Annotated in this window: 19 protein-coding genes; 10 read left to right on the forward strand and 9 right to left on the reverse strand. The window is 46.9% G+C overall.

The window, feature by feature from the left end; all coding sequences use genetic code 11:
• Positions 1 to 83 precede the first annotated feature (83 nt).
• On the reverse strand, positions 84 to 395 hold the full coding sequence (locus tag J2Z65_RS29465; protein WP_167068315.1) for a hypothetical protein: 312 nt from the start codon (positions 393 to 395) through the stop codon (positions 84 to 86).
• A 241-nt stretch (positions 396 to 636) separates the two neighbouring features.
• Here J2Z65_RS29465 and J2Z65_RS29470 point away from each other — a divergent pair, with 241 nt between their 5' ends.
• Positions 637 to 999 carry a hypothetical protein gene (locus J2Z65_RS29470; RefSeq protein ID WP_167068317.1) on the forward strand — a complete coding sequence of 121 codons (363 nt, stop codon included), beginning with the start codon at positions 637 to 639 and terminating at the stop codon, positions 997 to 999.
• A 93-nt stretch (positions 1000 to 1092) separates the two neighbouring features.
• Here the strand turns inward: J2Z65_RS29470 and J2Z65_RS29475 are convergent, their stop codons facing one another.
• Positions 1093 to 1998, reverse strand: coding sequence for a phosphotransferase family protein (locus J2Z65_RS29475; RefSeq protein ID WP_167068319.1), 906 nt, complete (start codon positions 1996 to 1998; stop codon positions 1093 to 1095).
• A 179-nt stretch (positions 1999 to 2177) separates the two neighbouring features.
• Here J2Z65_RS29475 and J2Z65_RS29480 point away from each other — a divergent pair, with 179 nt between their 5' ends.
• Together J2Z65_RS29480 and J2Z65_RS29485 are read left to right on the forward strand one after the other, a co-directional pair.
• Complete coding sequence (locus tag J2Z65_RS29480) at positions 2178 to 2693, forward strand: DUF6886 family protein (RefSeq protein WP_167068321.1); 516 nt, start codon at positions 2178 to 2180, stop codon at positions 2691 to 2693.
• A gap of 75 nt (positions 2694 to 2768) precedes the next feature.
• Positions 2769 to 3272, forward strand: coding sequence for a DinB family protein (locus J2Z65_RS29485; protein ID WP_167068323.1), 504 nt, complete (start codon positions 2769 to 2771; stop codon positions 3270 to 3272).
• 95 nt (positions 3273 to 3367) lie between these two features.
• Here J2Z65_RS29485 and corA read toward each other — a convergent pair whose 3' ends face one another.
• Both corA and J2Z65_RS29495 read right to left on the reverse strand, forming a co-directional pair.
• Complete coding sequence (corA, locus tag J2Z65_RS29490; protein WP_167068325.1) at positions 3368 to 4321, reverse strand: magnesium/cobalt transporter CorA; 954 nt, start codon at positions 4319 to 4321, stop codon at positions 3368 to 3370.
• Positions 4322 to 4438: 117 nt separating this feature from the next.
• The gene (locus J2Z65_RS29495) at positions 4439 to 5746 is read right to left on the reverse strand and encodes an erythromycin esterase family protein (protein WP_338111825.1); all 1308 of its coding nucleotides are present in this window, start codon (positions 5744 to 5746) and stop codon (positions 4439 to 4441) included.
• Between the two features lie 328 nt (positions 5747 to 6074).
• On the opposite strand from J2Z65_RS29495, the gene J2Z65_RS29500 reads away from it, so the two are divergent.
• Both J2Z65_RS29500 and J2Z65_RS29505 read left to right on the forward strand, forming a co-directional pair.
• Complete coding sequence (locus tag J2Z65_RS29500) at positions 6075 to 6653, forward strand: AAA family ATPase (protein ID WP_167068327.1); 579 nt, start codon at positions 6075 to 6077, stop codon at positions 6651 to 6653.
• Positions 6654 to 6677: 24 nt separating this feature from the next.
• Complete coding sequence (locus tag J2Z65_RS29505; RefSeq protein WP_167068329.1) at positions 6678 to 7457, forward strand: APH(3') family aminoglycoside O-phosphotransferase; 780 nt, start codon at positions 6678 to 6680, stop codon at positions 7455 to 7457.
• Positions 7458 to 7976: 519 nt separating this feature from the next.
• Here the strand turns inward: J2Z65_RS29505 and J2Z65_RS29510 are convergent.
• Complete coding sequence (locus tag J2Z65_RS29510; protein ID WP_167068331.1) at positions 7977 to 9683, reverse strand: glycoside hydrolase family 2 protein; 1707 nt, start codon at positions 9681 to 9683, stop codon at positions 7977 to 7979.
• 112 nt (positions 9684 to 9795) lie between these two features.
• On the opposite strand from J2Z65_RS29510, the gene J2Z65_RS29515 reads away from it, so the two are divergent.
• From J2Z65_RS29515 to J2Z65_RS29525, 3 genes are all read left to right on the forward strand, one after another.
• A complete protein-coding gene (locus tag J2Z65_RS29515) occupies positions 9796 to 10614 on the forward strand; it encodes a helix-turn-helix transcriptional regulator (protein WP_167068332.1) in 819 nt (272 codons plus the stop codon).
• Between the two features lie 76 nt (positions 10615 to 10690).
• Positions 10691 to 11185 carry a CYTH domain-containing protein gene (locus J2Z65_RS29520; protein WP_167068334.1) on the forward strand — a complete coding sequence of 165 codons (495 nt, stop codon included), beginning with the start codon at positions 10691 to 10693 and terminating at the stop codon, positions 11183 to 11185.
• Positions 11186 to 11230: 45 nt separating this feature from the next.
• Positions 11231 to 11734 carry a GNAT family N-acetyltransferase gene (locus tag J2Z65_RS29525; protein WP_167068336.1) on the forward strand — a complete coding sequence of 168 codons (504 nt, stop codon included), beginning with the start codon at positions 11231 to 11233 and terminating at the stop codon, positions 11732 to 11734.
• Here J2Z65_RS29525 and J2Z65_RS29530 read toward each other — a convergent pair.
• Complete coding sequence (locus J2Z65_RS29530; protein WP_167068338.1) at positions 11726 to 12781, reverse strand: ParB/RepB/Spo0J family partition protein; 1056 nt, start codon at positions 12779 to 12781, stop codon at positions 11726 to 11728. The two genes, J2Z65_RS29525 and J2Z65_RS29530, sit on opposite strands and share 9 nt — an antisense overlap.
• Positions 12782 to 12851: 70 nt before the next feature.
• Positions 12852 to 13736 carry a helix-turn-helix domain-containing protein gene (locus J2Z65_RS29535; RefSeq protein WP_167068339.1) on the reverse strand — a complete coding sequence of 295 codons (885 nt, stop codon included), beginning with the start codon at positions 13734 to 13736 and terminating at the stop codon, positions 12852 to 12854.
• 263 nt (positions 13737 to 13999) lie between these two features.
• Between J2Z65_RS29535 and J2Z65_RS29540 the strand changes: the two genes are divergently transcribed.
• Positions 14000 to 16306 carry a putative bifunctional diguanylate cyclase/phosphodiesterase gene (locus tag J2Z65_RS29540; RefSeq protein WP_167068341.1) on the forward strand — a complete coding sequence of 769 codons (2307 nt, stop codon included), beginning with the start codon at positions 14000 to 14002 and terminating at the stop codon, positions 16304 to 16306.
• A gap of 48 nt (positions 16307 to 16354) precedes the next feature.
• On the opposite strand, the gene J2Z65_RS29545 is transcribed toward J2Z65_RS29540, so the two are convergent.
• Entirely contained in the window at positions 16355 to 17161 is an 807-nt protein-coding gene (locus tag J2Z65_RS29545) for a histidinol-phosphatase (RefSeq protein WP_167068343.1), read from the reverse strand.
• A 37-nt stretch (positions 17162 to 17198) separates the two neighbouring features.
• Entirely contained in the window at positions 17199 to 18101 is a 903-nt protein-coding gene (locus tag J2Z65_RS29550) for a LysR family transcriptional regulator (RefSeq protein ID WP_167068345.1), read from the reverse strand.
• A 222-nt stretch (positions 18102 to 18323) separates the two neighbouring features.
• Between J2Z65_RS29550 and J2Z65_RS29555 the strand changes: the two genes are divergently transcribed.
• Entirely contained in the window at positions 18324 to 19850 is a 1527-nt protein-coding gene (locus J2Z65_RS29555; RefSeq protein WP_167068348.1) for an MDR family MFS transporter, read from the forward strand.
• The last annotated feature ends 8 nt before the right edge of the window (positions 19851 to 19858 follow it).

The following is a 19858-nucleotide window of genomic DNA, read 5'->3' on the forward strand; positions in this document are numbered from 1 at the left end:
GAAGCCTCCTTGTCCATATTTGAATTCCAGAACGAAGCATGATTGGAACTTCTTATAGGATCGAAGGGGGCTTCTATGTTCATTCAGTCGTGTTGACTTTCTTCAGCATCGTCGGTTTTCTTTTGCCTAGCCAACGCTACAAATTCATCCAACAGTAATTCATCATCCAGGTAATTGTATAAAAGGTCTTGAACATGTTCGGAGTGTTCAATACCCAATTGCTCGTAGGCAAGCTCAATGAGCGCTCCTATCTCTTTGGCAATAAATTCGGATTCCTCCACGCGTATAGCTTCACAAAGCGATGAGACTTCTTCATAGATGGATTTGGCAATTGCAAGAATTTTCAAAGCTAATTTAGCCGTTTTTCGATCTTCAAGCTGAATGACATTTGCCATGAGTGATCCCCTCCTAAAAGTTGCATACTATAAAATATTCAATAGTTAAGAGAGTTGACAATCAGTTCACCTAAAAAACTAGTAATAAAGGGTGTTTTATTTAAGATTCATTACATTTTTTTCCACTAATCTTATTGTGAGTTTGTCTCGTACCAGAGTTGTTTTACTAGAATATATTATTCTATGGACCTCAATAAGAGATTAATAGGTCCTCATCAACCGAGTGAGAGGGGGGAATCAAATGCACTTGCACCATATCAACCATAAGAGAATCTTAACGACAGGTGTATTAAATACAGTTGTTGGCCAAACTGCTGCACATATTGAAGTCGCAAACATGGAGCCAGTTAGAACAACTGAAGTGACAGTTCTGGTTATTGATTGGAATTCAGGAAGCCCGGTTATTCTCATGAACCAGTCAGTGCTTATGCTGCCGAATACGCTTATGAGCTTTAATCAAAATGTAACGCCTTTCCATTATGAAATTCGTCTTATTCTTCCTGCCCACATGAATGTGATTGCAAATACTTTTGCAACCAATGCAGATTCTTTTACGCTTGCAGGCTTGACAATGACTGAAAAACAACTTAAGGATCTTCATTGATCAGGGGTGAAGAAAGAAGTATAGCAGAGAATTAAAAAAATCCGAGCATTGGGGGACCCCAAGCTCGGATTTTTTGCTATATCCTCGTTTCTTTCAATCCACTAACCGCAAAAGCTCCGTCTTCACACTATCGTAAGCGTTCCGATCCCCTTTTTTAGCGTAGAACCGGAGGCCGTCTATGCCTTTGAAAAGAAGAGCACATCGCAATCGCTCCTCGAAATATGATATGTCCCATCCCTCAACAGCCCAAGTGCTGCGCACCAATTCTGGAAATTGCAGCTGCGGGGTCCACAGATGCTGTGTTGCCAAGTCGAACACGAAGTCGCCGTAAAAGGCCATCTCCCAGTCGACAATGCCTGTAACACTATGCCCGTCCGTCAGCATGTTCCCCAAATGAAAATCGCCGTGCACGAGATATCGCTGCTGCGGAGAATATGTCGACAGCTCCATCATGATGCCGTATAAACGCTGAAAAACATCCCTCTCCAAGAAGCTTTCCTCAAAAAGCGCATACCAGCCATGCCAGAAGCCAGTCTGCTCTTCCCGAAAGAACGAAGCCAGAAATTCAGGCCAGCTCTCGTGCGAGCCGTCTCCTGAAGGTTGAATCCATCCATACCCTTTGGTTTGGCCAAGCTTTGCTTCATTCATTTTCGTGAATTGCTGGACGAGGTCAGGAAGAATCTGCTTGATTTCGGCTTCCGGATAGGAAATAATGGTACGGCCCGGCACTTTTTCGGCAATGGAAAAGCATAAGGCTTCGTTCGCTCGGCCGATCTCCACAACACGCGGAACAGGTATGCCTTGGGGGGAGAACTTTTCATGCACATACTGTTCTCTCACAAAACCCTCCCGGCCGCTGTTAAAATGAATGATAAATTCCTCATCCAGCAGATTGTAGCTGAACACTTTGCTCACTTCGCCTTGGTCAATCGGCCTTACATCGGTAACAGGACTGTTCAAAAACTGCGACAAAAAAGCTTCGGCTGATCTGGTATCCATGTTTGGTTTAATCCCGGACATTTTGCCATCACCATCCCTTAGGCATCCTATGTTTTTTATCCGCAGCCTAGCCATATGACATAGGAAAGCAGGATACTTCCTAGTCTATCACGAAATTCTGGGGCAGGAAAAATGAAACAATTTGACGCTAAATTATATAGTGAAAAAGGAGCAATCCCATGAACTTATTTCATTTTAGCGAGGAAAATGGAATTGAAGTGTTTGTGCCTAGAGTGAAAGAAAATCGAAAGAATATGCCTCCTGTTGTCTGGGCGATTGATGACGTTCATGCGTTTACCTTTTATTTTCCAAGAGATTGTCCGCGCATTGTATATACGAGAACGAACGAAATGTCCGACGAGGATCATGAGAAGTTTTTTGGCCTAACATCCTCCGATATTATCGTAACGGTTGAAACAGACTGGTACGAACGAATAAAGCGCACAACGCTGTATCGATATAAAATGCCGAGCGATACATTTCAATTGTTCGATGCCTGCGCCGGATACTACATTTCCCCTCAGACCATCATTCCGCAAGAAGTTGAACCGCTTACTGACCTCCTGAATCGCCTCATGCTGCTTAACATCGAAGTTAGATTTACGCCAAACCTGCATCCGCTGAGAAATGCGATTTTAAACTCAACAATCAATGATTTTGGCATGCATCGGTTTGCAAACGCCAAGGGCAACTGACAGCACGCTGTCAGGGTATCTCCTGTATGATGAAGGTAACAATGAAAATGACATTGAGCCAAGGGAGAGATACTTATGACTGAGCAAGTACGGAACATGTACGATTTCCATGTATGGGCAAACCAAACGATGCTGACTCATTTAAAAAAGCTTGGCGAAGACATCTGCACAAGGGAGATTCAAAGTGTTTTTCCTACTGTGTTGAAGGTCATCGCTCACATTTATGTTGTGGATTCCGGTTGGTTAGATATGATGAACGGTAAAAGCATGAATGAAGCTATGGCGGATTCGGTCCAGCTGACAGCGGATGCCGAGTCCAAGAGCATAGAGGAAATAGAAACAATGTACATCCAATTGTCAGAACGGTTTAGAGCGTTCCTGGATACACAAGCAACTTTGGAGGAAACGATTGTGTTGGATAATCCTTATGCAGGGGTTCGGGATACGAGCCTTGCGGAAATGCTTCTTCAAGTGGTTAATCACGGTACCTATCACCGAGGAAATATAACCGCAATGCTGCGCCAAATGGGGCACGCTTCTGTGATGACGGAATATGCACTGTTTTGGTACGCCGGATAGAGGCTTGCGTTACTTCTGAAGCTTAGAAAAGAAATATGAACGGACGTGAACGCCCCAAAACACCGGCACCATCAGGTACCGGCTGTTGTTTAAAGCTACTTAAACCAGCCCTTTTTCCAGAACCAGACGAACATGCCGAGGCCGATGCCGAACATGATGATGAGAATGGCGAAATACCCCCAGTGCCACTGCAGTTCTGGCATATAGGCAAAATTCATGCCGTACAATCCGGCAATAAACGTCAAGGGCATGAAAATCGTGGTAATGACCGTCAACGTTTTCATAATCGTGTTCATCCGGTTGGAATTTAAGGAGATATAGCTGTCCCGCATATCGGCGGTCATATCCCGGTTGGATTCAATCATCTCGGAAAGCTTAAGCAAATGATCGTGAATGTCCGTGAAAAAGACAATGTGCCCGCGGAATTGCTCAATCCGCTCCGTATTGATGACCCTGTACAGAAGATCCCGCATCGGCACGATGGTACGGCGTATTTTTAACAATTTGGAGCGGATTTCAAAAATGTCATTCATGAGCACCTCAATGGACTCGGAGTGCACATTGTTTTCGATTTCATCCAGCTGATCCTCTAATTGGTAGACGCTGGGGAAATATTGGTCTACCAGATTATCCAGCACTAAGTAGGCGGCATAAATATGGCCTTCGCTTCGCAAGTTTTCCTGCTCGGACAGACGGCACCATGCATCCTCAATTTCTCTGGAATCATGCAAATGAAAAGTAACAATAAAATTTTTCCCCAGAAACATATCCACCTCTTCCGCATCCAGCGTTTTGGCGTTCATGGCGTGCATAACAAAAAAATGGACATTATCGTCGTAATGATCCATTTTCGGTCTTTGCAGCAAATAGAAGCAGTCCTCGATGGCCAGCGGGTGGAAGTGGAAATGGTCTTTCAGATGCAGCGCTTCCTCTTCGCTGGGATTATGGAAGTCAACCCAATACCACTTGATGTTGGCGTCATCCAATTGTTTTAGGGGAATATCGTGAAGCACGGTAAAATCGGTTGTAATCGCAAGTGAACGAATCATAAAAAAACTCCTAAGGGATCAACGTTATTAGTTTTATTATTTTACCATATATTGTCGAGAGTTCAGAATTTCCTGGGCAATAAGCTGGGGAGGCTACGAAAAAGTGCTTGTGTGAGTTCACACAAGCACTTTTTCTATCGTTAGTGGACGAAGCGCATGGCTTTCGTCCACATGCACGAAGGCGTCGTACCGCCGGGCCATCACCGAGGGAACGTAGTTCCCTCGCTCATACGCTGGGCGGTACACGACCCCAATGGCACGGTGCCCGAGCACCTCGTGCCCAAGAACCGGATCCTCCTTGCGCAGCAGGAGGATCTGATCGTGCGCGCCGGCGCGGTGCATGAGCTCCTCCCAGCTGCCCGGTTGGGCAGCGGGCACTTGCATCGTCGCCACCGGCTCGCCCCAAGCTTTCGCGGCAATGACCGTGCCGCGGTAAGTGCCGAAGCCGATGGCGAACACATCGGCTTCGCCGTGCGCTTCGCGCACGAGCTGGCCGACGTTGACCATGCCGTCGGCCTGCATATCTGTTGCACGCGCATCGCCGATGTGCGTGTTGTGTTCCCAGACGATGACCTTGGCGTCTGGGCCATGGTGCTGTGCGAGGCGGCGCAGCGCCTCGGTCATGTGCCGGTCGCGGATGTTCCACGATTCCGCGTCGTGGCGGACCATGGTGCGGTAGTAGTCCTCTGCGTTCACGGCAACAAGCGCGTTGAGTTCCGCGCTAAGGGCCGCTTCGCTGTCTTCGTCGTACCGCACTCGCTTCGCGTGAAGCTCCTTCAACAGCTTCACGACCTCGTCTTTGCAGCTTTCGCCGTAGAAAGCCGCGGACACACCATAGTTTTGACCTTCCTTGTCGTAGGAGTCAAAACATTCAAAGGCTGAGCGCGCTAAAGCGAGCTGCTCAGGCGTGCCTTTCTCCTGCAAATAGCGTTCGATTTCATCTAACGACTCCCATAAGCTGTAGACGTCCAACCCATAGAAGCCGACTCTTTGTTCGATGGGCTTATCTGCATTATGCTGTTTGAGCCAATCGACAAGCGCTCCAACCTCTTCGTTGGCCCACATCCATGTAGGCCAGCGGTTAAAACCTTCCAGCACTTCGCGTGTGTTTGGTTTTGCATCCTTGTACTGCTTCACATAACGGTTGACTTCATAGCAGGAGGGCCAGTCGCCTTCGACGGCAATAAACGAAAAGCCTTTCGTTTCTATAAGTTTGCGGGTTAGCTCAGTGCGCAGCGTATAGAACTCGGATGTTCCGTGCGTTGCCTCACCCAGGAGTACATATTTTTTATCTCCGATAGCTTCGAGAAGGGCATCCAGATCTTGCGGGGTGGTTAAAGGCACAGCCTGCTGTTTGATTTGTTCCACTATGGCTTCTTGGATGTTTCCGTTCGTGCTATTGTGCTTGTTCTTGTTTTTGTTCACCAAACATGCTCCTATCCTAAAGATTTATTTCTGTAGTATGTACAAAATTGCCAGCAAAATAGCGCCTCGTCAGAAATCGCTTTTTTTGTAACACAATTGGAATATTTCTGTTACAGTCCTCTAACATTAGTGGGCTATTATAATAAACAAGACCCCCTTTTTTAATATAAACTTTGGACCCGGCCCCGTTGGCTAGGTCCCTTTTTTTGTTTGGAGGCGTGATTCGTTGCTGGAGGGGAAAGGTAACCGTGACCGTTTTTTCCAAGGGTCTAATGATTGATGCTATAATGGATGAAAACGAATCCAAAGGGATTGGAGGTACTTCTGCGTGTCGAAACCAGTAGTCATTATTGTGAATGGTCTTCCTGGCACTGGAAAGACAACATTAGCTAAGCGACTTGCACAAGATGTACGTATTCCATTATTCTCGCGGGACGGGATTTATGAGACTCTTTATGATGCATTAGATTGCCAGAACAATGGGATTCCTCCGTTGATAGCGCCTGCAGCGTTTAATATGCTTTACTCGGTTGCAAGCACCTTGTTATCAGCCGGTCAATCGATGATGATGGAGGGATTTTTTGGCCGGCCAGAATTAAGAAGTGCCGAGCTTCTGAAATTGCAGAATGCTTACGATTTCGAGCCGTTTCAAATCGTATGCAAAACGAACGGGGAAGTCCTCTTGAAGCGTTTCCTAGCACGTATGGGGGCAAAAGAACGGCATGCTGGTCACTCTGATAGAGAGTGGATTGAGCAAGATGAGAACAAAGAGCGGATTTTGCGCGGACATCTTGCGCCGCTAGCCATCGGTGGCACGATTGTTGAAATTGACACAACAACTCCTGACAGTTTTGATTATGCGGACTTAATGGAGCGCGTTCAAAGAGCATTATTGAATTCACGGTGAGCTTGTAAAAGGGAGGGAACCAACATGCAAGATATGACGCTGCCAGCGGATTTATCGCAATGGATAGACGGGTACACATGGCATAGAATTACCCTCGGTCTATCTCAATCCCAAACGTACTTATTGACAGGTGCCTCATCGAACCTATACATAAAAATCCAATCGCTCACCGCGGTTGAAAGTCTCCTGAGTGAGAAAGAACGGTTGGTGTGGTTGCAAGGCAAACTGCCTGTCCCGGAGGTCTTTTATTATGGACAGGATGAAGCCAACGAGTACTTGCTAATGACCGAAATCGAAGGTGTCAATGCCTCAGATAAGTCATATTCAATGATGCTTCCACAATTAATGCAGCAATTGGCTTATGGCCTTAGAGCTGTTCATGAAATACCGGTTGAAGGGTGTCCTTTTGATCATAGGCTTGATACGAAGTTAGAGGAAGCACAAAGGCGAATTGCATGTGGATTTGTTGACGAAGATGATTTTGATCAGCAAAGACATGGATTAAAGGCAGAGGATTTAGCTCATGATCTCCTGCACAAAAAGCCCCAAACAGAGGATTTGGTCTTTACGCACGGCGACTACTGCTTACCCAATATCATCCTCAAAGATGGAAAAGTTCACGGTTTTATCGATTGGGGCAGGGCAGGGGTTGCGGATCGGTATCAGGATTTAGCCTTGGCGATCAGAAGTATTGGGTATAACTTTGGCAGTGAGCATGTGCAAACTTTTCTCAATGCTTATGGTCTAAAAGAGCTGGATGAAACAAAAGTCCAGTACTATCAACTCATGGATGAGTTCTTTTAGGCGGTAGGCCAAAGCGGGAGCGGCTTCTCCCCAAGTGAGAGGAACTACTAGTTGCCATATCCACCTCAATTGCACCACGCCTCCCCCCCAGTGAGAGGAACTACAGTCCGCTATTTCCCAACAAAACAGCTAAATCATAGTTCGAAGGGAACTATGATCTTCTATCCTACGGATTTTGGCTGAAAAATAGCCAGAATGGGCAAATAAGGGCCTGTAGTTCCACTCACACCACAAAAGAAGCTGATTTTACTCAAATAGCGCCCTGTAGTTGCCATATCTATCTCATTCTCCATCCAGCTACCTCTATCTATCTATTGCACTATCTATCTGCCTCTTTCCCCATGAATCTCTCTACCTCTCTAAATCTAACGCTCCCTCCATGAATCTCGCTACACCTCTGTCTTTTCCCTCAATCTCATCAGCAATTCCCACTCTCATAAAACAAACATAAGGTTAGAGCCCAACTCCTCATCCAAATATCAAAAGGGACCCAGCCACTAAGGCCAGGTCCCTTATTATCTATCGCTCAGACCGGTAAATCTCCTTCACCAACCGGTAAGCCAGCTTAGGCTTGCGGTACTCATTCAACAACCCTTTGTTGTTGAAGCTCCGCGCGCGATCGCGGAAGTAAGGGCGATCACTGCGCACATCGACGCGGATGTCGGCGAAGTGCCAGATCAGCGTACCGACGATGCGCGGATCCTCGCGGAAAATTTGCAGTGCCTGCTGCACGACGTCAGCCTGGTAGTCTTCGCTAAATAAGCGCGGCTCCCAGCCAGCGTCTCCGAAAATACCGGCCGCGCCGAACTCGCTCATGATTAAAGGCTTGCCGTCGGCGCCTTGCGCTTCGGCATTGCGATAATAATTTTGCAGCATATCGCGGAATCCGTTTACGTTCCCTTCGTACCAACCATAATATTTGTTGATGCCGATGACATCGAAGTAGGACAGGACGATATCTTCCACTGGGTGCATGGTGGCGTAGGTGACTAGACGGCTTTCATCCATGCTGCGGATTTTGCCAACAAACTTTTTCGTAAGCTCTAGCGCCTCTGTCGTGCGTGTATCGATTTCATTATGGGCTCCCCAGAAAATGATCGAAGGATGATGATAGTCGCGGGTAATCATTTCATCCAGCATTTGAACGCCGCGCTCCGCGAAGAGAGGACTAGCCAGCGTTTCCGTGCTCATAAAACAGCCCCACATCGGAATTTCGCTCCATAGGAGCATGCCGTGTTCATCAAGCAAATCGACCCAGAACTGACTTTGCGGATAATGCGAACCGCGCACGATGTTGCATCCCAAATCTTGCAAAATAGCCAAATCCTTCAGCATGAGCTTAGGCGGAAACGCAAAACCCCACTCCGGATGCTCCTCGTGCCGGTTAACCCCTTGCAGATAAAGTTTTTTCCCGTTCAAAAGAATTTGGCCATTGTCGACTTTCACCGTACGGAAGCCTGTCCGGTCGATAAGATCGTCTTCGCCTGCTTGCACCGTGAACGTGTAAAGTTCGGGTGCGCCGACATCCCATTTACGGATGTTTGCGAGACTCCCAAGAAGTGTCAGCGTCTCAGATTGACCCGCTGCCAGCTGCACGGTTGAAGCGGGGAAATCCAGTCCTTCTGTAGAAGCGTTAACAGCGATCTCAGAGTCTTTGTCGCTTAATGAATTTACCTGAACGTGCAGGCGGATATCCGCTTGATCGCCAGTAAGTTCATAATCGATTTTCAACGTATCGATATAGACATCAGGCAGTTCCTGAAGCTCTACAGAGCGGATGATGCCGCCGTAAGAGTACCAATCCGCCACATCAGTCGGCAGTGTTTGCCAGTCCAACGTGCTGTCTACACGAATGATGAGTTCATGCCTTCCTTGCGCGAGATGCGGAAGCAGTGTCATGAACTGCGTATAGCCTCCAAAGTGGTATCCGAGATGCAGACCGTCTACATAAACATCGGCATGATGAAGAATGCCCTCGAAGATCAAGCGAATATTCGTTTCTTGTGTCGTATCGAAATAGGTGCGGTACCACGCTGCGCCAATGTATTCGAATAAGCCCAGTTCATTATTCCAGCAGGAAGGAACAACGAGCTTTCGGGAATCGGAAGGGAAATTCTTGTGCCATTCCTCGGTAGTGCCTACATTGCCGGGATCTGTGACAAAGTCCCATAATCCATCAAGCAAACGGGTCTTACGAAGGATGTGCTGGTTAAAAGATCGTATCAAAGGAAAAGCCCCTTTCATGTCTGTTTCGTAAAGCGTATCATGGAGGAATAAGTATTTTCTATGGACAAAGTATTTTGCAATTTGTCAAAATCGCTTTACAGGTGGTGACAGTATGGAAATCAAAGCGCACAGAATTTATCATCTCCGTCTCACCTATGAGAAGCTTCCTGTTCCTGGCTGGAAGGATATTCGGAATACGATGGATGTTCATTCGCTTTACTGGATTATGAGCGGGGAGGGCGAATTTTCACATTCGCCGGAGGAGGAGCCCATCCAGGTGAAGCCGGGAACGCTTCTTTACCTGAAGCCCGGCTTTTCGCTGACCATGTCATCCTCAGTGGACCAACCGCTATACATTCGGATGCTGCTATTTGACGCTTTCGATGTGCCTTATGAGCATGCAACCTGGCAAAAGCCTGTGTATGTAGACACGCTTCACTTGCCTTTTATCAAGCTGTATTCCCCGGAACAAGCGGTTTGGATTCATGAGCAATTTAAGCAAATGTGGTCGATCCAGAGTACCGATCCGCATGAAAGGCAGGCGGAGTTTCAATACGTGCTTTCGAAGCTGTTTCATTATATGAGAGATACGCAGGCATCGGCGGACCCCTATATGAAAGCTTTTCTGCAAGCGAAGTTTTGGATGGAAACCTGCTACAACCGGCAGCTCAAAATGGAGGAACTGGCGAGGACTTTCCATATTTCAGTTTCCCAATTACGCAAAATGTTCATACAGCAAACGGGCATTTCTCCCAAGGAGTACTTGAACCGAATTCGCAACGAGAAAGCCAAAACGCTTCTATTATTGACGGAGGAGCCGATGAAAGCGATTGCGGTTGCCTGCGGCTTTGCTGATGAATTTCATTTTGGTAAAATGTTTCGGGCATGGAATGAAGTGTCCCCGGCGAGGTTCAGAGCTTTGTATAAATAGCTCGCATAAGAAGTCGGATCACTTTTATGCTAAAATAGCGTTAAAACATGATTGATTTGGGAGAGGGGCTTTACCTATGGGTGCCGAGATTGAAAGAAAGTTTTTATTGCCTGTGTTTCCTGCGACAGAGTTAGAAAATGAAGAAATGAAGCTCGTTTCCAAGCAATATATTTATCAAACATACTTAGCTTTCTCAGAAGATCAGGAAATTCGCGTGCGTCAGTTGGTTGACAGCTCGGGCGAATCGCATTTTACACACACGTTTAAATCCGGTCATGGCATGGTTAGGGAAGAAATTGAATACAGCATCTCGGAACCTGTGTATAAGCAGTTGCTGGACCGTACAGGTCTAATCCCGCTGGAGAAGATTCGTACGACGGTGGAATTTCAGGGGATTTGTTTTGAAATCGATGAATATAAGCAAGTGGATTTGGCAGTGGTCGAGGTCGAATTTCCAAGCTTAGAAGCGGCAGAGCGTTTTGAAGTGCCTGCTTGGTTCGGCAGGGAGCTGGGGGCAGAGGAAGAATTCCGTAACAAGTCCATGTGGGTAGCGCTGCAAAGTAAGACATAGGGATTTGGGAAGGAACGATCAGAAAGCAATGGAGGTTCACACATCATGGAAATAAAACGACTATGGGAGCAAGACGTACCGCAGGTACAAGCACTACTGATGGATGTGGTTTCGCGCCTGCCGTCGGATGCTCTGTACTCAACGGACCGCTTAGAAGCCCTATACGAATATGTTGAGCAAAAAGGCGAGATGTACGGCGTATATCAAGGAGACGCGCTCGTTGCCTATACGGTGATTGCATTCCCGGGGTTCAGCGCCAGCAATCTCGGACGAGAGTTTGGCGTGCCGGAGGCGGAACTGCCAAGAGTCGCTTCGCTGGAAGGAACGATTGTCCACGAATCGGTTAGAGGACAAGGACTGCAGCGGCGATTCCATGCCTGGAGAGAACAGCGCGCTCGGGAAAAGGACATGCTGTACCTTTACGCCACTGTTCATCCGGACAATGCGGTCAGCCGGCAAAACTTAGAGGCGGCTGGGCTTACGCTTCAATTTTCCCGCCCAATGTATGGCGGTCTTCCAAGGCATTGTTTCGCGAAAAAGCTATTTTGAAAGGGCTAGCTCTCTAACTCTTTTCCATTCATCCAACTGTTTCTCCAAATGCTCGACTAGTGTGTTGACATCGTTCAGAAACTTGTCTCTTTCGGTGTCATCGAGTTTGGCGGCATCGGTCTGCAGGTCACTCTCACTTGGCTCTTGGACGACAGCAAGCAGCTGCTGCAATTTGACTTGAATAGGAGCTAATACCGCAGTCGCTGCCACTTGGGACTGGCCGACCGAAGATGACAGATTGCTATGCTCCACCATTGGCGCATGACTTGCAGCAGCGGCTTTCTCCGATTTCGCCGCTTTGGCAGGAGCCTTTGCAGCTGCAGGCTTGGCCCGCTCTGCGCGGTTGTTTTGAAAGACAGACCAGGTTTCGACCAGCTCGTGCCCTGATTTGTACAAGAGCTTTCCTTTCGTGCTTTCCGAAATATCTTTATCTTTGAACATTTTCGCGATTTTTTTTACGTCGCTTACCGGCATTTCGTCTCTCGCAATAATCAAAGCAAGCGAATCGCGGTGCTCGATCGGTAGATCCTTGAGGGGCAGCAGCTGATCCTCCGTCAGTTTGTCCTTGCGAATTTCCGTACCGCTTACGATCAGTTTTTTGACTGCGTTGCCGAATTTCAATAAATCACATTTATTTTTGATGTAGGATTCAGGTTTTCCAAGTTTACTGGAGAGGTATTTAATGGAGGAACTGAATCTGGCATCATTCATCAGCTTATGGAAAGCCTCCGCTTCCTCAATCGGGGAGAAGCCTTCCCGCGTCAAATTCTCCGCAATTTGCTCCAGATAAATTTCCATCTCATCCGTCACTGTGGATACAATGCAGGACATGGTTTGTTTTCCGAGCATTTTACTTGCCTTGTACCTGCGGTTCCCGTAGATGATTTTGTAACGGTTGTGTCCCGCCGTTCTTACCTTAATCGGAGAGAGCAAACCGATCTCTTCAATGCTTTTCATGAGCTCTTGCAGCGCTTCTTCATCGAACTGATATCTGGGCTGATCCGTGTCTTCATCAATAAAAGCTATAGGAATTTCAATAATTTCCATAACATATCTCCAATCGTTCAAGTTTCCTTGGATTATTATATAACAAGGTTCAAATTGTGGAAATAACTCCCTATAGCGCAACATTACGCTGTTTAAATTCAGTAGGGGTTAATCCTGTAACCGCCTTAAAATTTCTGCAAAAATAATGAATACTGGAGTAACCCAATTTCATCGCCACGGCTTCAATGGAAGGTTCGTGCAGCAAAAGCAGCTGCGCTTGTTTCACTCTTTCCAGAACTAAATAGTGCTTTGGGGCATACCCGGTCGCTTCGCGAAACAATTCAGCGAAATAGGTAGGGTGGTAGCCGCTGATAGCTGCAAGTTCGGGCGTTGACCAATTGCGTGAGGTATCCTGCTGAATCGCCTCTATCGATGCCGCAATTTTGCTATGCTCGTTGGCAGCCCGAAACCGTTTGTCTATTTGGTAACGCAACAAGGTGGTAAGAATTTGGATGAGATAGCCGCGGGAGATAGAGCCGTAGCCAGGCTCGCGGTGAACGAATTCCTTGGCGATCCGCGCAAACAAGCCTTCCAGCTGCGTGATCTCATAGAAGTGCCACATATCGACGTCCCCGTGTCCTTCCACATGAACGGTATAGGTTCTGGCACGTCTTACTAAGTGCTCTTTCGTATGTAAAATGATTGCTCCTTCCGGATGAATCGCTTCGCTTGAAGCCGAATCCCAGCTAAAATGAATGCTGCCTAAAGTCGAGGGGCCATCGGAAGAAATCGCTAAACGGTGCGGCGTATCGGAGCCATAGAACAAACAATTACCCGGAAGTAAATTCAGGTATTTACCTGCGAATTCGAAACTGGCAGAACCGGAAACTACGAGAATGAGTTGACAGTCCGGAATCGTGCGAGGTCCCCAATAAGTGCCGGCCGGAGCTTGAAAATAGTTGCAGAAGTTGACGGTGGGACGCAGATTTCCGAGTGATCCGAGATGAGTCTTCATTGGACTTCCCTCCACAAGGCAATGACTTGCATCTATTGTTTCACATTATCTGTGAAAAGTGCAAGACCTAGAGGGGGAAGATGGACTTTCACGCAGTAAGGATATGAACCCCGAGGACCTGGCTGCGCGCCGGGTTTCTTTTTGTTTGTGAACTATTTCCAAATGGAATAAAAAGATTGATATAGCACTTCGTAGATGAAATAATAGAAAGGGAATGTCGAAAAATGACATTTAAAGTTTACGGCTGACGGGAGTAGTGTCGAATGAAAGCGATGCAATATACGATGATAGCTCTAGTTTTCGTCATACTCGTCTCTTCCTCCGAGTTTGTGCTCGGCAAGCACAAGAAATCTTTATTGAACGAGCTAAGCATAACGGAACAGTCAAAATTATCCTCAAGGGCTTTGACCTTGCAATCCGTGATCGATCGTAATTTTAATTTCATGGTCAGTCTGGAAGCTTACGTAAACTCTAACTATTTGGAAAATAAACAAGATCAAGAAGTACTGAATTACATAGCCTCTCTTTATCTTGGGGCAGAAGCATCTACGCTTAATTTAATCATCGCCCCCAATGGCGTAGTGAAATTCGTTTTTCCGCTTAAGGGAAATGAAAGCATTGCGAATTGGGATTTCTTGAACGATCCCCGGGTAAATGTACAGCAGCAAATTTTGCACGCGCTTCAAACCAAGAAAATGACCATAGATGGTCCTTTTGAACTGCTGCAAGGGATGAATGGATTAATTGCACGCAAACCTATTTATCGAAAAGGTGTTTTTTGGGGCTTCGTATCTGTTGGTGCAGACGTGGATTATCTGCTTGCCGAAGCAGGTTTTAAGGACGAGGATGCCAGAGACGGACAGCTTGCCATCCGTAACCCGGGGCAACCTGCCTTTTTTGGGGATGATGCTGTTTTCCAAGCTAACCATCCTATGATAGCCACCATTGAGCTTTCTGATCATACATGGGAGTTGGGTGCGCTGCCACAGAGCAGCGCGGTACAGAGCATCGATCAGCAGATCCTCCTGATGCGCAGCTCATTAATAACGATTTTGGTACTCGGTTTATTATTCTTCCTCTATATGGTTAGGCAGCGTGATACGCTGAGCAGGGCAGTGAATGAGCGCACACAAGAATTGCAGCTCGCCAATGAAGATTTGACAGCGGTGAACGAGGAGCTGATAGCCGGACAGCAGGAGCTTCAAGACTCAACCAAAAGGCTGCTGGAATCCGAGCACATGCTATCTTATATGGCCTACCATGATGTGCTGACAGGGATTCATAATCGCGCGCATTTTCAAATGATTTTGAAAGAACAGATTGTCTATAACGAAATCAACCATACATCGCTGGCTGTGCTGTTTTTTGACTTGGATAACTTTAAAATGGTGAATGATTCGCATGGTCACCACATGGGTGATCTCATGTTGCGCGAAGTTGTAAACCGGATACAGCACTCCGAGCTTCCCGTTCATACGTTCGCCAGATTCGGCGGGGATGAGTTTGCGATCCTGCTGGAAGACTGCTCCGATGAAAAGGACATTCAGTGCTTCTGCGAACAATTGATTGAAATCTTGAAGCCGCCTTGTGTGATAGCGAACCGCTCTTTTTTCATCAGCGCGAGCATTGGGATCGTGCAGTATCCGCATGGAGGTTTAACCTGGGAGTCACTGCTTAAAAACGCAGATATCGCCATGTATATCGCCAAAAAAGAGAGCGGCAGTTCCTACAGCTTCTTTAATCAGCAGATGGCAATGAATTCCGTTTCGAAGCTGGAAATGGGGAACCACCTCCGGCAGTCCATGGATCGAAATGAACTCGAGATTGTCTATCAGCCGCAGGTTGATTGCCTGCAAGGAAAAGTCACCGGCGTTGAAGCGCTGCTGCGCTGGAATCATACGACCAAGGGTTACATTTCTCCATCTGAATTCATTCCGATTGCGGAAGAAATGGGCTTCATTGTCGCTGTCGGCGAATGGGTGCTGCGGGGAGCTTGCTTGCAGATGAAAGCCTGGCACAGCATCCTGGAAGATCCACTGACGATATCCGTCAATCTGTCCGTTAAGCAGCTGAACGATGAGCGGTTTGTCGATAAAGTGACTCAAATTCTAGAAGAGACAGGCCTTGAGGCGATATATTTGGAAATGGAAATTACGGAAAATGTCGCGATGCAGGACGAGCAGTTGGAAGCTCTTGGCCGTCTGCGTGAGCTCGGCATTGCGATATCCGTGGACGATTTCGGCACTCATTATTCCTCACTGAGCTATTTAAAAAGGTTCCCGGTCACCAAAATCAAGCTGGACCAATCATTTGTCCGAGGCGTTCAAACCGATGACAAGGATCGGGCTATGATCAAAGCGATCATTTCTGTCGCCAAATCGTTTCAACTGCAAATAATTGCCGAAGGGGTTGAGACGGAAGAGCAGGCCGATTTCCTGGTTGCAAATGGCTGCAGCCAAATACAAGGCTACTATTTCTTTAAGCCCATGACGGCCGATCAGGTACAAGTCAGACTGCAGGAGAGTCTTCAGCCCAAGCTATCGTTTATGGCAACAATTGCAGCAGAATAAAAGAGGCTGCCCTCTAGTAGAACTATCTACTGAAGGGCAGCCTCTTCCTTATAGAGGAACAATCTGTTTTTGTTTGTTTTTGAAATAAACCCAATGCTTAAAGCCGATCTCTTTCAGCGTTTTACTCACTTCTTCCCAGTCATCCCCAACACGGCTTGGGTTATGAGCATCGGATCCGAATGTCACCTCGACGCCATAGTGAAGCGCTTGCTCCAAAATCGAGTGCGAAGGGTACCAGCCGCCAACGTCTTTGGTTTTGCCTGACGTATTGATCTCAATGGCTACACCACACTCGCCGATAACCTTCAAGGTTTCGTTTACTGCCGGCGTTGCGATGTCAGAGAAAGCAGGGTAAAAGCCTTTCATTGCGTCGATATGTCCAAGAATATTGAACATACCGGAACGGGCGGAATCGGCGATAAGGCGATAGTACTCTTCTTTATGCTCGATTTTTTGTGCTTCGTTCAGATGTTTCCATCTGTTACGATTAAAAATACTGACGCCACCGGACAAGTGCACGGAACCAATGATGTAGTCGAATGGATATTTGGCATACTCTTGGCGATAGATGTCAACGTGCTCGGGAAAATAGTCGGACTCCACGCCTAACAGGACATCGATTTTACCTTCATATTCTTTTTTTAGCTGAAGCACTTCCTCAATATAACGGGGAAATTCGCTTTTCGCCATGGCGATTAAAGGTTGTGCTCGATCTTCCGGACTTCCGAAATAGGGGGAGTGGTCCGAAATCCCAATCGCTTGCAAACCGCCGGCAATGGCAGCTTCGATATAGTCTCGAATCTTGTCTTGAGCGTGCCCGCACCGGTCATGATGAGTATGTAGGTCGAATTTCATACATGGATACCTCCTAAACTTATCAGTGAGTTTAATTTTATTCTGAGCCAAGAAACTGCGTTTCCGGCATCCCTTTTAGATCGGCAAGGAACTGCTGCATCGCAGAATTTAAGTAACGTCCCGACTTATATACTACACCTACAGGATGAGTAATATCCAGCTCATTTACTTTCACCATTTTCAAAGTACCATGCCGCAGCTCTTCAGCCACTGAAAGCTTGGAGATGATCGCGACGCCGAGATTTAATTCGACCATGCGCTTCACTTCCTCACTGCTGGACAGCTCCATCACAATATGCGGTGAGACATCATAGGCTTTGAAAACTTGATCGACGAAACGCCGTCCGGCGGTTTCCGGTGACAACATGATGAATGGAATATTGCGCAGCTTCTCAATGGATAAGTGGGCGAACCGGCTGAGTGGATGATGCGTCGAGACGATCAGCTCAAAGGTGTCGTAGTACAGCACGGAAGTTTCTAAGGCTTGGTTTTTCTCGAATAAATAAGTCAGCCCGATATCAATTTGACTATTCTCAACAGAGTTCATAATTTGGGAAGATGTCATGGAGTGAATGGTCGTTTTGATTAGGGGGAATTGGTCTTGAAAATAGGAAAGCACCCGCGGCAAAATTTGCATGGCAATCGAGGTCGTCGTGCCGATGTGGATATGACCTTGGGGTGTTTGATGTAAATCTGTCAAGCGCTGCTTGAGGTCACTGGCGATCCGCAGCATTTTCTCAGCATGCTCCAAGAATAGCTTTCCGCTATCCGTTAAAGTAACAGGCTGATTGCGATCAATGAGAATCGTGCCGAATTCATCTTCTAGACTCTTGATTTGCGCGGAAACGGCAGGTTGGGTCAAGTTGAGAATTTCGCCAGCTTTACGAAAGCTCATCGTTTTCGAGATCGTGAGCAATGTCTCCAACTGGTTCATATTCATGCGATTACCTCCTGCTATTCATAGTATATTTACAAATAAAATTTATCGAAATTGTAAAGGGCATAAAAAGCTTTTGTAACCCTATTATATGATAGTAGGGCTAGGCTCGGCAATGTTTCTAGTTAAACAGGGACAACCAGCTGTGTTTTTTATTGCTATATACTCAAATTTGATTATAATAATTGTTGTATACAAAATTGAGTGATAAAGGAGATTCATCTCATGTCGTTAACACGCAAGTCAAACCCAACCTGGACGGTCGTCGGGTTGATGTTAGGACTTTTGCTGGCTTCGCTGGATCAAACGATCGTCTCTACGGCGATGCCGACCATTGTGTCCAAACTAGGCGGTTTCAGCCAGTTCGTTTGGGTTTTCTCAGCATATTTGATTGCGAACGTGGCAGCCATGCCTATTTTCGGCAAGCTATCGGATATGTATGGCCGTAAGCTGTTTTTTATTATAGGAATCATTGTATTCATGGTTGGTTCCGCTCTATGCGGAACTGCTACATCAATGACCCAGCTTATCGTGTATCGTGCTATTCAAGGTATCGGTGGCGGTGCCCTCATGCCGATTACGTTTGCCATTATCTTCGACATTTTTCCTCCGGAGAAGCGGGGGAAAATGCAAGGGCTTTTCGGAGCCGTATTCGGTTTGTCGAGCGTGCTCGGTCCGATTATTGGCGCCTATTTCACGGATCATGTTACGTGGGAATGGATTTTCTTTATTAATCTTCCACTGGGTGTCGTATCCTTATTATTAATTATTTTCTCTTACCACGAGTCCGTGGAGCACAGCAAAGCCAAAATCGATTGGAGCGGTACGATTTTACTGACGGGAGCGATCATGTCACTCATGTTTGCGCTAGAACTTGGCGGTAAAGATTATGCTTGGGGTTCTTGGCAAATTATTAGCTTGTTCGCAGGCTTTGCCGTGCTCTTGGCCGTCTTCCTCACGATTGAGAAATTTGCAGCAGAACCGATCGTTCCGCTTGATTTGTTCAAAAATCGCCTATTCACCGCAAGTATGGGTGTCAGCTTCGCTTACGGGGCTGTTCTGATTTCGGCGGGGACCTATATTCCGTTGTTTATTCAAGGTGTGTTTGAAGGCTCTGCTACAAGCGCAGGCTCTACTTTAACGCCGATGATGCTCGGTGTCGTTGTCAGCTCCGCATTGGGCGGGCGTTTTATCGGAAAATTCTCTTACCGCAACGTGATGCTGGTGTCCGCTGCTCTTTTGCTAGTAGCTACATCGCTTTTAGGCGGCATCTCCATTGATTCCAAACGCTGGGTCATCACGACATTTATGATTCTTATGGGGCTCGGCATTGGTGCTTGCTTCCCGATTACGTCCATGTCCGCTTTGCATAAAGTGGATTTCCGCCGCAGAGGCACAGTGACATCACTCGTGGGCTTTTTCCGTTCCGTTGGTTCTGCAATCGGTGTTGCGGTGTTCGGTAGTATTCAGGTAAACTCTCTTAGAGATAACATTACAGAATCCCTACAAGATCCGGCCATGGCTGAAAAGTTTCACGATGCGCGCATATTGCTGCAGCCGCAGGTTCGAGCCAATATTCCTGCTGAAGTGCTGCACAAGCTGCTGACTGCACTTGCAGATTCCATTGCCGTTGTTTTTCAAACAACTATTGTTTTAGCTGTCATCGGACTCGCGTTTATTTTGCTTATGGGGAATGCGAAGCTGGAAATGGGAAGCGCCCCTGTCAAAGGGAATGCGCCTGTAGGGCACTAGGAGGTTAA

Source organism: Paenibacillus aceris (assembly GCF_017874035.1).
Taxonomy (GTDB): Bacteria; Bacillota; Bacilli; order Paenibacillales; family NBRC-103111; genus Paenibacillus_E; species Paenibacillus_E aceris.